The sequence below is a fragment of the Streptomyces sp. DSM 118878 genome, from assembly GCF_052936595.1.
Map to the genome: position 1 here is coordinate 2,515,681 of NZ_CP193622.1, position 13,153 is coordinate 2,528,833.

General features: G+C 71.2%; 8 protein-coding genes. 5 read left to right on the forward strand and 3 right to left on the reverse strand.

The annotated features are described in order from the left end of the window. Positions 1-251: 251 nt before the first annotated feature. From ACRAKF_RS10985 to polA, 3 genes are all read right to left on the reverse strand, one after another. On the reverse strand, positions 252-2,042 hold the full coding sequence (locus ACRAKF_RS10985) for a lytic transglycosylase domain-containing protein (RefSeq protein WP_447036762.1): 1,791 nt from the start codon (positions 2,040-2,042) through the stop codon (positions 252-254). A gap of 180 nt (positions 2,043-2,222) precedes the next feature. After that, the gene (locus ACRAKF_RS10990; protein WP_447036763.1) at positions 2,223-3,203 is read right to left on the reverse strand and encodes a serine hydrolase; all 981 of its coding nucleotides are present in this window, start codon (positions 3,201-3,203) and stop codon (positions 2,223-2,225) included. Positions 3,204-3,731: 528 nt separating this feature from the next. Next, positions 3,732-6,395, reverse strand: coding sequence for a DNA polymerase I (polA, locus tag ACRAKF_RS10995; protein WP_447041921.1), 2,664 nt, complete (start codon positions 6,393-6,395; stop codon positions 3,732-3,734). A gap of 239 nt (positions 6,396-6,634) precedes the next feature. On the opposite strand from polA, the gene ACRAKF_RS11000 reads away from it, so the two are divergent. The 5 genes from ACRAKF_RS11000 to ACRAKF_RS11020 all read left to right on the forward strand — a co-directional run bounded on the left by ACRAKF_RS11000 (position 6,635) and on the right by ACRAKF_RS11020 (position 13,150). After that, entirely contained in the window at positions 6,635-8,914 is a 2,280-nt protein-coding gene (locus ACRAKF_RS11000; RefSeq protein WP_447036764.1) for an FdhF/YdeP family oxidoreductase, read from the forward strand. A 69-nt stretch (positions 8,915-8,983) separates the two neighbouring features. Further along, positions 8,984-9,457: a PaaI family thioesterase gene (locus ACRAKF_RS11005; RefSeq protein WP_447036765.1), complete on the forward strand. Its 474-nt coding sequence runs from the start codon at positions 8,984-8,986 to the stop codon at positions 9,455-9,457. A 101-nt stretch (positions 9,458-9,558) separates the two neighbouring features. Next, positions 9,559-9,969 (forward strand): hypothetical protein, encoded by a 411-nt coding sequence (locus ACRAKF_RS11010; RefSeq protein WP_447036766.1) that lies wholly within the window; start codon positions 9,559-9,561, stop codon positions 9,967-9,969. A gap of 884 nt (positions 9,970-10,853) precedes the next feature. After that, positions 10,854-12,104 (forward strand): branched-chain amino acid ABC transporter substrate-binding protein, encoded by a 1,251-nt coding sequence (locus ACRAKF_RS11015; RefSeq protein WP_447036767.1) that lies wholly within the window; start codon positions 10,854-10,856, stop codon positions 12,102-12,104. Positions 12,105-12,220: 116 nt separating this feature from the next. Further along, positions 12,221-13,150, forward strand: a complete 930-nt coding sequence (locus tag ACRAKF_RS11020; RefSeq protein ID WP_447036768.1) for a branched-chain amino acid ABC transporter permease — start codon at positions 12,221-12,223, stop codon at positions 13,148-13,150. Positions 13,151-13,153: the final 3 nt, after the last annotated feature.

The following is a 13,153-nucleotide window of genomic DNA, read 5'->3' on the forward strand; positions in this document are numbered from 1 at the left end:
GGCGTCAGGTCGGGCACCGTAGCAACGCGGCGGCGAGATGAGAACACGTCGTACGCGTACGGGGCCGCACAGGGAACCCCTACGGGGCCACCTATGGGCCCACCTACGGGACCGCCCCCGCGCCGTGGTCGACGCGGGGGCGGTCCTTCGGGGACTTCGGGGGCTTCGGGGACTTCGTGGGCTTCGTGGGCTTCGTGGGCTTCGCGGGAGCCCTGCGGCTCCTGGAAGGGGGGTGGGTCAGGCCGCGGGTGTCAGGCCGCGGGTTCGGTCGTGGCGTCCGGGGTGGGCGTGGCGTCGGGGGCGGGCGTGGCGTCGGGGGCGGCCGGGGCGGCCACCTTCAGTTCGACGGTGAGCGTGGCGCCGCCCTCGGTGACGATGCGGAGCACGTACGTCCCCTCCGCGTCGTCCGCGTACAGCTTCGGCAGCTTCAAGAGGCCGTTGCCATCGGTCTTCAGGCCCTTCAGGCCGCGCACCGGCTTGCCGTCCGCGCCCTTGAAGTAGGGGCCCTTGTCGTTGACGGACGCGTCCGTCCTGGACTTGACGAGCGTGGCGGTGGCCGCGACGCCGTCGGCGGCCTTGCCCTTGTACGTGGCCTTGACCTCGACCCGCTCCGCGAACTCCTTGCCCGGCTCGCAGGTCAGGGCCTTGTCGCTGGTCCTCGCGACGGCGTCCGCCCGGCGCGCGGTGACCTCACCGGCGAAGTCGAGGCCCGGCAGCTTCCGGCCCACGACCGTGGCGCGCACGGTGAACTCGCCCGCCCGCTCCCCCGCCCTCAGCGCGGGAGCGGTGGCCTTGCCCGCGGCGTTGGTGGTGACGTAGACGCTGCGCGCGCCGCCCTCGAAGCGGGTGTCCGTGTCGCCGACGACCCGGAACTTCACCTTCACCTTGCCCACGGACGCGCCCGACTTGGCCTCCGCGCGCACTTGGACGCGCCCGGCGAACGCGTCGCCCGCCGTCGCGGCGAGCTTGCCGGTGCCCGCGTTCTCCAGGCGGGCGACCCGCTCGGTGGGCGAGGGGGTGGGGTCGGGGGTCCCGGAACCGCCGCCGGTCGGGGGCGTGGTGGGACCGGTGCTGCCGCCGGTGCCCGGCCCGGTCGGGGGCTGCGGCTTGTCGGGCTTGTCCGGGTCCTTGGGCTTGCCGGGGTCCTTCGGCTCGTGCGTCCCGCCCGGCCGCGGAGAGATGGACGGGCCCGGCGTCGGGCTCGCGCCGGGGATGGTCTCGTCGCTGCGGTCGCCCGGCAGGACGCCCTTGCCGTCCGGGACCGCGTGGGTGCCCTTGCGGTAGTACTCCAGCCACGACAGGACGGTGTTGAGGTACTCCGTGGAACGGTTGTAGCTCAGGATCGCCTGGTGCAGGTCGTCCTCGACGGCCAGGTCACGGTCGTTGGCGCACAGGTAGTGGCCCGCCGCGAGCGCCGCGTCGTAGATGTTGTTGGGGTCCTTCTTGCCGTCGTTGTTGCCGTCGCGGCCCGCGAACGCCCACGTCGAGGGGATGAACTGCATGGGGCCGACCGCGCGGTCGTGCGTCGTGTCCCCGTCGTACGCGCCGTTGTCGGTGTCGGTGATCTTCGCGAAGCCGTTGCCGTTGAGGGGCGGCCCGAGGATCTGCTTGAGCGTCGTGCCATTGGCGTCGACGCGGCCACCCCTGGCCTGGCCCGACTCGACCTTGCCTATGGCGGCGAGCAACTGCCAGGGCAGGTTGCAGCCGGGCTTGGACGCGGCGAGGGCCGACTCGGCCTTCTTGTACGCGTCGAGGACCGTGGCCGGCAGGCCCGCCTCCGTCTCCTTGTCGCCGCCGTTCGGCGGGGCACCGGTCGACGGCACGGGGCTGTGCAAGGGCGGCAGATCGGTGTAGTAGGGCGAGTCGCCGGTCGCGGAGTCTCCCGAAGGCGAGGGGGAATCCGCCGCTCCCGCCGCCGTCCCGTCACGCGGGACGTCCGTCACGCCCGGGGCCTGCGACGCGGCGAGTGCCGCCACCGCTGCCGCGGCGACCGCGCTGGTCACCGCTCCCCTCCGCAGCCGCCTGCCGAATACCGGCGCCATGACAGAGCCACCCCTCCCCTATACCGACCGTTGCGCGCCGACCCCGCCTCCGTACACGCTTGCCTTCGTACGCGTGCTCCCCGGTGGGGTGACTCTGGCGACACTACGACAACTTCCCGCCCCCAGGCACCCGTTCGTGCCCGGTTTTCACCGGTTGGCCTGGTGGGCGCGACGGGGCTGTTACGCGGCGGGGTCCTCGCTCTGCCTCTCCGCCGGAGCGGAGCCGTCCGGAACCTCGCTGATCTCGCTCTCCGGGGTGAAGTCCTGGCCGATGGCGCGGCCCTTGTTGAGGTTGCGGTGCACCGCCTGCGCGACGCGTTCCACGGTACGCACTCCGTAGGCCATCGAGGGGTTGTCGTGGGTGAGGATCGCCATGCGGTACGAGCGGCCGTCGCCGGCGAACGTGCCGATGCTGTGCACGCGCCAGCCGTGCGTGGCCCGGGGCAGCCAGCCGTTCTTGAGGTGGGCACGGACGCCGCGCGGCATGCCCGCGGGGACGCCCCAGCGCTGGTCGCGCCGGACGGCCGCCATCTGCCGCAGCCCGTAGGCCCGCGAGCGTGGCCCGAGGACCCCCCGCCGGTCGTCGGCGAGCGCGCCGAGCAGGCGCAACTGGTCGGCGGCCGTCGTGGCGGTCAGCCCCCAGTAGCCGCGTGAGCCCGGGGTGGTGCGGGTCGTTCCCGCGCGGCGCAGGAACCGGTTGAGGCGGGCGAGGCCGAGGTCGGCCCAGAGCCGCCGGGCGGCCTCGTTGTCCGAGCGGGTGATCATGGGGCGGATCTTCGCCCGCTCCCAGGCGGTGAGGCCGCGCCGCCAGCTCTGCGCCCGGCGCAGCGCGGCCTCCATCATCAGGACCTTGGCGACGCTGGCCGCGTCGTAGCGGCGGTGGTTCGCCAGCCGGCAGACGACGCCCGTGCGGGTGTCGTACATGGCGATCGAGACGGTGCCCGCCCTGTTGGCCAGTGCCGCTCTGATGTCCTGGCTCATACGGGCGGCGAGGGTGCGGTCCCGGTCGGCGGAGCACAGGGCTCTGCCTGTGCGCGCGCCCGTGCTCGTGCCCTGCAGGCGGCCGGCGTCGGCGGCGACCGCCGGTACCGGCGCCAGGAGGGCCGTGGCGAGTGCCGCGGCGAGCACGGAGCGGCGGCGCTTGGGCCTGCGAGGGGTCATGCGGTCATCCTGGGGGCAACGGGTTCCGGGGGCCCGGGGGCAGCGTCCACGCGAGTGAGGTTCGCTGCGCGGGGCTTGAACGCTTCCGGCCCCGCGGGGCTTCGGCTACCGCCGGGAATCGCAGCCCCCGGTAGGGGCGCGGGGAACTGCGCGCCCGGCCCGGACGCGCCCGCGGCCGACCGCAGACGCCGGCCCCCGCGGGGGCCACCGCCGGGGGGCTCCCGTGTATCGCCCCCGCGGCAACGCCGTGGCTGATCGCGCAGTTCCCCGCGCCCCTACCGGGGCGCTGACGTCCCGTGGTACCGCTCGGCCCCTACCGGGGCGCTGACGTCCCGTGGTGCCGCTCGGCCCCTACCGGGGCGCTGACGCCGTGGTGCCGCTCGGCCCCTCTGAGCGCGGGCGCCCCCGGCCCCGCCCCCCGGCTGCGGCCACGCCGTGGCTGATCGCGCAGTTCCCCGCGCCCCTACCGGGGCGCTGACCCGCCCCGGAGGGGTTCGCGGGGCAGGGCCGTTTTCCGGCCCGGGAGGGCTAGTGCGCTGCTGATTCCCAGTCCGGGCCCACGCCCACCGAGACGTCCAGTGGGGCCCGCAGGGTCACCGCTCCCGCCATCTCCCTGCGGACGATGTCCTCCACCTGGGGGCGCTCGCCCGGGGCGATCTCCAGGACGATTTCGTCGTGGACCTGAAGCAGCATGCGGGAAGCGAGCTTCGCCTCCGTGAGGGCGCGGTGGACGTTCAGCATGGCGATCTTGACGATGTCCGCGGCCGTGCCCTGGATGGGGGCGTTCAGGGCCATCCGCTCGGCCATCTCGCGCCGCTGGCGGTTGTCGCTGTTGAGGTCGGGGAGATAGCGGCGGCGGCCGAGCATCGTCTCCGTATACCCCGTGGCGCGGGCTTCGTCGACCGCGCGGCGCAGATAGTCCCGCACCCCGCCGAACCGCTCGAAGTAGGTGTCCATCAGGCCCCGCGCCTCGCCCGCGTCGATGTTCAGCTGCTGGGAGAGGCCGAACGCGGAGAGACCGTACGCCAAGCCGTACGACATGGCCTTGATCTTGCGCCGCATCTCGGCGTCGACGGCGTCGCGCTCCACGGAGAAGACCTGCGAGGCCACCGTGGTGTGCAGGTCCTCGCCGGAGGTGAACGCCTCCAGGAGGCCCGCGTCCTCGGAGAGGTGCGCCATCACGCGCAGCTCGATCTGGCTGTAGTCCGCGGTCATCAGCGACTCGAAGCCCTCGCCGACCACGAAGCCGCGGCGGATCGCCCGGCCCTCGTCCGTGCGGACCGGGATGTTCTGGAGGTTCGGTTCCGTGGAGGAGAGGCGGCCCGTCGCGGCCACCGTCTGGTTGAACGTGGTGTGGATGCGGCCGTCCGCGGCGATCGACTTGATCAGGCCCTCGACGGTGACCCGCAGCTTCGCCTGCTCGCGGTGGCGGAGCATGACGACCGGCAGCTCATTCTCCGTCTGGGCGGCCAGCCAGGCCAGCGCGTCGGCGTCCGTGGTGTACCCGGTCTTGGTCTTCTTCGTCTTCGGCAGGTTCAGCTCGCCGAAGAGGACTTCCTGGAGCTGCTTGGGCGAGCCGAGGTTGAACTCGTGGCCCGCCGCGGCGTGCGCCTCCTTCACCGCCTGCTGCACGGCCCCGGCGAACTGCTGCTCCATCGACTCCAGGTGCGCGCGGTCGGCCGCGATGCCGTGCCGCTCCAGGCGGGCCAGGAGCGCGGACGTCGGCAGCTCGATGTCGGCGAGCAGCTCGCTCGCGCGGACCTCCCGCAGCTTCTCGCCGAAGGCGGTGCCCAGGTCCAGAACGGTGCGGGCCTGCGACATCAGCGAGTCGGCCTCGGCCCGGTCGTCCTCCTCCGTACCGAAGGCGAGCTGCCCGTCGGCGGCGGAGGCCGGGGCGAGCTCACGGCCCAGGTACTCCAGGGAGAGCGCGTCCAGGGCGAAGGAGCGGCGGCCCGGCTTGACCAGATACGCGGCGAGGGCGGTGTCCATGGTGACGCCGTCCACGGTCCAGCCCTGCTCGGGGAAGACCCGCATCACCGACTTGGCGTTGTGCATGACCTTGGGCTTGGCGGGGTCGGAGATCCACGCCGCGAAGGCGTTCTCGTCCGCCTCGTCCAGGACCGCCGGGTCGAACCAGGCGGCCGCTCCCCCGGCGGCGGCGAGCGCCACCTCGGTGACCGTGCCCGAGCCGAGCTGCCAGGTGTCGACCGTGGCGATGCCGAGGACCGCGTTGCCGTGCTCGGTGAGCCACGGGGCGAGCTCGCCCGCGCCGAGCACCGCGCCGTCCAGCTCGACGCCGGGCTCCGCCGGGGTCTGCTCGGCCTCCTCGGCGCCCGGGTCCACGGCCAGGAGCCGCTCGCGCAGCGAGGGGTTACGGATCTCCAGGGTGTCCAGGACCATGGCGAGCGCCGTCCTGTCGTACGCCACGCGCTCCAAGTCGCCGACCGTCCTGGGCAGTTCGACGTCGCGCACCATCTCGGTCAGGCGGCGGTTGAGCTTGACCGCCTCCAGGTGGTCGCGGAAGTTCTGTCCGGCCTTGCCCTTGACCTCTTCGGCGCGCTCGACCAGGTCCGCGAAGGAACCGAACTGGTTGATCCACTTCGCGGCGGTCTTCTCGCCGACGCCGGGGATGCCGGGGAGGTTGTCCGAGGGGTCGCCGCGCAGCGCCGCGAAGTCGGGGTACTGGCTGGGGGTGAGTCCGTACTTCTCCTGGACCTTCTCGGGGGTGAAGCGGGTCAGCTCCGAGACGCCCTTGGTGGGATACAGCACCGTGACGTGGTCGGTGATGAGCTGGAAGGAGTCGCGGTCGCCCGTGACGATCAGCACCTCGAAACCGGCCGCCTCCGCCTGGGTGGCGAGCGTGGCGATGACGTCGTCCGCCTCGAAGCCGTCGACGGCGAACCGCACCGCGTGCATCGCGTCGAGCATCTCGCCGATCAGCTCGACCTGGCCCTTGAACTCGTCCGGGGTCTTGGAGCGGTTCGCCTTGTACTCGGGGAACTCCGAGGAGCGCCACGTCTTGCGCGAGACGTCGAACGCCACCGCGAAGTGCGTGGGCGCCTCGTCGCGCAGCGTGTTCGCCAGCATCGACGCGAAGCCGTAGATCGCGTTCGTCGGCTGGCCCGTCGCGGTCGTGAAATTCTCCGCGGGCAGCGCGAAGAACGCCCGGTAGGCCAGGGAGTGCCCGTCCATGAGGAGCAGGCGCGGGCGCTGCCCGGCGCCCGCCTTCTCAGCCTTCGTCGCCGCGGTCTCGGACGTCTTCTTCGCCGCGGTCTCGGACTTCTTCTGCGCTGCTGTTTCTGCCACGTCCCCGATCCTGCCACGCCCCACTGACAGTCCCGTCCTCCGCGGCACCCGGGCCCCCGCGTCGTCGGCGTCGCGTGGGAGGATCGGAGACGTAGCTCACGCAGGTGCTCGAAGGGGAGCCGACCATGGCAAGCAAGCCGCCCAAGGGTGATCCGGTCCAGGACGCGCCGCAGGTCGCCCCGGCGCAGCACGCGGCGGCGGGCCTTCCCGCCATCGGCCACACCCTGAAGATCGCGCAGCAGCAGATGGGCGTGCGCCGCACCGCGCTGACCCTGCTCCGCGTCAACCAGAAGGACGGCTTCGACTGCCCCGGCTGCGCCTGGCCCGAGCCGGACCACCGCCACAAGGCGGAGTTCTGCGAGAACGGCGCGAAGGCGGTCGCGGAAGAGGCCACGCTGCGGCGCGTCACCCCCGACTTCTTCGCCGCGCACCCGGTGGCGGACCTGGCGACCCGCAGTGGTTACTGGCTGGGCCAGCAGGGCCGGCTCACCCACCCGATGTACCTGGCGGAGGGCGCCGAGAGCTACGAACCGGTGTCCTGGGAACGGGCCTTCGACATCGTCGCCGAGGAGCTCACCGCACTGGACAGCCCCGACGAGTCCGTCTTCTACACCTCGGGCCGCACCAGCAACGAAGCCGCGTTCCTCTACCAGCTCTTCGCCCGCGAGCTCGGCACGAACAACCTCCCCGACTGTTCGAACATGTGCCACGAGTCGTCCGGCTCCGCGCTGACCGAGACGCTCGGCGTCGGCAAGGGCAGCGTCCTCCTCGATGACCTCTACGAATCGGACCTGATCATCGTCGCCGGGCAGAACCCCGGCACGAACCACCCGCGCATGCTCTCCGCCCTGGAGAAGGCGAAGAACAACGGCGCGAAGATCATCACGGTCAATCCGCTGCCCGAGGCGGGCCTGGAGCGCTTCAAGAACCCCCAGACCCCGCAGGGCATGCTCAAGGGCACCGCCCTGACCGACCTCTTCCTCCAGGTCCGCCTCGGCGGCGACCAGGCCCTCTTCCGCCTCCTCAACAAGCTCATCCTCCAGACGGAGGGCGCGGTCGACCAGGAGTTCATCGACGCCCACACCCACGGGTACGAGGATTTCGCCGCCGCCGCGCGCGACGCCGACTGGGACGACACCCTCAAGGCCACCGGCCTGGAGCGCGCCCGCATCGAGGAAGCCCTGCGCATGATCCTCGCCTCCGAGCGCACCGTCGTGTGCTGGGCGATGGGCCTGACCCAGCACAAGCACTCCGTGCCCACGATCCGCGAAGTCGTCAACTTCCTCCTGCTGCGCGGCAACATCGGCCGCCCCGGCGCCGGCGTCTGCCCCGTCCGCGGCCACTCGAACGTGCAGGGCGACCGCACCATGGGCATCTTCGAGCGGCCCGCGCCCGCCTTCCTGGACGCCCTGGAGAAGGAGTTCGGCTTCGCGCCGCCCCGCCACCACGGCCTCGACGTCGTCCGCGCCATCCGCGCGCTCCGCGACGGCGAGGCGAAGGTCTTCTTCGCCATGGGCGGCAACTTCGTGGCGGCCTCCCCCGACACCGAGGTCACCGAGGCCGCCATGCGCAAGGCCCGCCTGACCGTCCACGTCTCCACGAAGCTGAACCGCTCCCACACCGTCACCGGCGCCCGCGCCCTGATCCTGCCCACCCTGGGCCGCACCGAGCGCGACGTCCAGGCCGGCGGCGAGCAGTTCGTGACCGTCGAGGACTCCATGGGCATGGTGCACGCCTCCCGCGGCCGCCTGGAGCCCGCGAGCGCCCAGCTCCTCTCCGAGCCCGCCATCGTGTGCCGCCTGGCCCGCCGCGTCCTCGGCAGCGGCTCCCGCACCCCCTGGGAGGAGTTCGAGAAGGACTACGCCACCGTGCGCGACCGCATCGCGCGCGTGGTCCCCGGCTTCGAGGACTTCAACACGAAGGTCGCGGCCCCCGGCGGCTTCACCCTGCCGCACGCCCCGCGCGACGAGCGCCGCTTCCCCACCGCCACCGGCAAGGCCAACTTCACGGCCGCCCCCGTCGAGTACCCGGCCGTGCCCGAAGGGCGGCTGCTGCTTCAGACCCTGCGCTCGCACGACCAGTACAACACCACCATCTACGGCCTCGACGACCGCTACCGCGGCATCAAGAACGGCCGCCGCGTGGTCCTCGTCAACCCCGAGGACGCCCGCGACCTCGGCTTCGCCGACGGGGCCTACGCCGACCTGGTCAGCGAGTGGCGGGACGGCGTGGAGCGCCGCGCCCCCGGCTTCCGGATCGTGCACTACCCGACGGCCAGGGGCTGCGCCGCCGCGTACTACCCCGAGACCAACGTCCTGGTGCCGCTGGACGCCACCGCGGACACCAGCAACACCCCTGCCAGCAAGTCCGTCGTCGTACGCCTGGAACAATCGGCGGTCGACTGAGCGTTCGCTCAGTGATGGCTGAGCGCTTGCTCGGCGACAGTGCGACGACGAACGGACGGAGCCGGGCCCATGGGCGAGCAGCACAACGTGAAGTTCCCGCAGCAGGTCATCGACGAGTACGCCGCGCTCGGCGTGGACCTGCCCTCCCTGTTCTCGGCGGGCCACCTCGGCACCCGCATGGGCGTCCAGGTCCTGGAGGCCTCCGCCGAGCGCGTCGTGGGCACCATGCCCGTCGAGGGCAACACCCAGCCCTACGGCCTGCTGCACGGCGGCGCCTCCGCGGTCCTCGCCGAGACCCTCGGCTCGGTCGGCGCCATGCTGCACGGCGGCATCACGAAGCTCGCCGTGGGCGTCGACCTGAACTGCACGCACCACCGCGGCGCCCGCTCCGGCCTCGTCACGGGCGTGGCCACCCCCGTGCACCGGGGCCGCTCCACGGCGACGTACGAGATCGTGATCACCGACGAGCAGGACAAGCGGGTCTGTAGCGCCCGCCTGACCTGCCTGCTCCGTGACGCCCCCGCCGAGGGCGCGCTCAACTAGCCTTCTGGGGCCGGGCGGCGCCCGTGCGGCGGCCCCGCCCTGCCCCCGCAAGCCCCGCCCCGTCTCTGGCGGAGTGCTCGGCTCCGGTCTAGCGTCGGTGCATGACGCAGCGGACACGGCTCTGTGCGCTCGCCCTCACCGTCACGTTCACCCTCACCGCGGCCGCCTGCGCCGACCCCGGCTCCGGCTCCGGCCGCGAGGACGCCACCGGCTCCACGGCCGCCCCCGCACCCTCCGCCCGCACCACCTCCCCCGCCGAGCTGTGCACCGCGATCATCACCAAGTGGGCCCGGCAGCTCTACGACGCACGCGACTCGACCTACGGCGACTACCAGTCGATGGGCCTGTCGAACGGGCAGTACATGATCCTGCGCGAGATCCTGGACGCCGCCCGCGCCGAGCGCGGACGCGGATCGGACGAGTCGGGCCGCGCGTTGATCACCCGGCAGGCGCGCGAACGCTGCGCCGAGCGCTACCGCGGCGGCGGGCCGAGCGGCGGGCCGTGGGTGTGAACGCCATCGGCCCCGTGGAGCCGGGCGAGGACACCTACGACCACGAGAGCTCCCCCGCGGCCCCGGCGCGACGGCTCCCCCCGCGCCCGGCCCGCCACCGCCGCGGCGCCCTCGCCGCGGCCACCGTCCTGGCTCTCGGCGCCGCCGGGCTGACCCTGTACCTGACGCGGCCGGAGCCGCCGCCCGGGCCGCCACCGCCCTGGCCGTCGCAGAGCGTGTCGGTGGCGTACACCGGCGAGATGTCACGGCCGCGCGCCGGGGACCGGAACTTCACCTTCGCCGTCACCTTCACCCAGGAGTCGGGACCCCCCACGACCGTCCGCCGCCTCACCCAGCCCTCGGCAGCCCTCTCGGTGGGCGCATCACCGCCCACCCCATTCGCGGTGAAAACAGGAGAACCCCGGAAGTTGATCATCACGATGCACATTCGCGAATGCGGAGAAGTGCCACGGAATGCCGGACTCCCTTTCCTGGAAGTAACACTGCGTAATGTGCGCGCAATCGAGAAGCACAGTTACATCCTCGGTCCGAAATACGCGAATGATCTTTCCGGAGCGTTGGCCGCCGCATGCCCACGAACACGGGTGTCATGAGTCAACGCCCCCGACACTCCTGCCAGTTGTCCTGGGAGTTCTCAGCATGCGGATACGTTGAGAACGGCCTAACCAGGCCTTATTCGGCCTCAATCACCCCTCGCGTTCCAGCCCGGAATACTCCGTGGCATAACAAGAGCGTCACAGCCTTGGTCCGACCACTCCACCTGGCACAAAGCCGCCCTTAGAGTCACGGCCAGTCACCGCGCCCACCGGATTCCTGTCAGTTCGGTTCCGCGCTCGACTCGGCTTCCCAACAAGGGACAGCCGTGCCAGGGGAAAGGACTGATCGTGCGTCAACGTTCGCTCATAGCCATTACCGCCGCACTCACCGCGGGGGCTCTCAGCCTCACCGCCTGTGGCTCACGCGACGACAGCAAGGACAAGGACGACGCCGGGGGCGGCGGCACCACAGTCGTCATCGGCGTCGACGCGCCACTGACCGGTGACCTCTCCGCTCTCGGCCTCGGCATCCGCAACTCCGTCGACCTCGCCGTCAAACAAGCCAACAAGAAGAACTACGTAGACGGCATCACCTTCAAGATGGAGTCCGCCGACGACCAGGGCCAGCCCTCCTCCGGCCAGACGAACGCCACCAAGTTCGTCGCCAACAAGGACATCCTCGGCGCCGTCGGCCCGCTGAACTCCTCCGTCGGCGAGTCCATGCAGAAGGTCTTCGACGACGCCAAACTCGTCCAGGTCTCCCCCGCCAACACCAACCCGGCCATGACCCAGGGCCAGGACTGGAACGGCGGCAAGAAGGTCCGCCCCTACAAGGCCTACTTCCGCACGGCCACCACGGACGCCATCCAGGGCCCGTTCGCCGCGCAGTACCTGTACAACGAAGCCAAGAAGAAGAAGGTCTTCGTCATCGACGACAAGAAGACCTACGGCGCCGGACTGGCCGCCACCTTCAGGGAAGAGTTCACCAAGCTCGGCGGCAAGGTCGCCGGCACCGAACACGTCAACCCCGACACCAAGGACTTCGGCGCCGTCGCGACCAAGATCCGCAACTCCGAAGCCGACGTCGTCTACTACGGCGGCGAATACCCCGCGGCCGGCCCCCTCAGCAAGCAGATGAAGAAAGCCGGAGCCAAGATCCCGCTCGTCGGCGGCGACGGCATCTACAGCGCCGACTACATCAAGCTCTCCGGCAAGGACGGCAAGGGCGACTACGCCACCTCCGTCGGCCAGCCCGTCGAAGAGCTGCCCTCGGCCAAGGAGTTCATCGCGAACTACGAGAAGGCCGGCTACAAGGAAGCCTACGAAGCCTACGGCGGCTACTCCTACGACTCCGCCTGGGCCATCATCGAGGCCGTCAAGAAGGTCGTCGACGACAACGACGGCAAACTGCCCTCCGACGCCCGCGCCAAGATCGTCGACGCCATGCAGGACGTCTCCTTCGACGGCGTGACCGGCAAGGTCGCCTTCGACGAATACGGCGACGCCACCAACAAGCAACTCACCGTGTACCAGGTCAAGGACACCACCGACCCGACCAAGGGCTGGAAGCCCGTCAAGTCGGGCACCTTCACCGGCTGACCCACCACCCGCAGTCACGACACACCGCGCGGGGCGCTGCCCGACAGCGCCCCGCGCGGCGTCACATCCGGCGCGTGTCGACATCCGTCGCATTCGAAAGACTCGGAGGACCTGCGGTGCACGAACTGCCGCAACAGCTGGTCAATGGCCTGCTACTGGGATCCATGTACGGCCTGATCGCCATCGGCTACACAATGGTCTACGGCATCGTCCAGCTCATCAACTTCGCCCACGGCGAGATCTTCATGGTCGGCGGCTTCGGCGCCCTCACCATCTGGCTCTGGCTCCCCGGCGGCACCACCATGTGGGTGGCCATACCCCTCATGCTCATAGGCGCCGTCATCGTCTCCACCACCGTCGCCGTCGGAGCCGAACGCTTCGCCTACCGGCCCCTGCGAGGCGCCCCCCGACTGGCCCCCCTCATCACCGCCATCGGCCTCTCCCTCGCCCTCCAGCAAGCCGTCTGGGCCTGGTACCCCAACGCCAAGTCATCCCGCACCTTCCCCGAGATCCCCGGCGACTCCATCCACATCGGCAGCGTCACCATCCAGCCCGGCGACCTCTTCCTCGTCGCCGCCGCACCGATCTGCATGTTCGCCCTCGGCTGGTTCGTCATGAAGACCCGCGTCGGCCGCGGCATGCAAGCCACCGCACAAGACCCCGACACCGCCAAACTCATGGGCGTCAACACCGACCGCGTCATCGTCGTCGCCTTCGCCCTCGGCGCCGCCTTCGCCGGCATCGCAGCCGTCGCCTACGGCTTCCGCTACGGCGAAATCAACTTCCGCATGGGCTTCCTCTGGGGCCTCAAAGCCTTCACCGCCGCCGTCCTCGGCGGCATCGGCAACATCTACGGCGCCATGATCGGAGGACTCGTCCTCGGCGTCGCCGAAGCCCTCGCCACCGCCTACATGAACAACATCCCCGGCATGGACAAGCTCGGCGGCCAGTCCTGGGCCGACGTCTGGGCGTTCGTACTCCTCATCGTCGTCCTCCTCGTCAGGCCCCAAGGCCTGCTCGGCGAGCGCGTCGCGGACAGGGCGTGACAA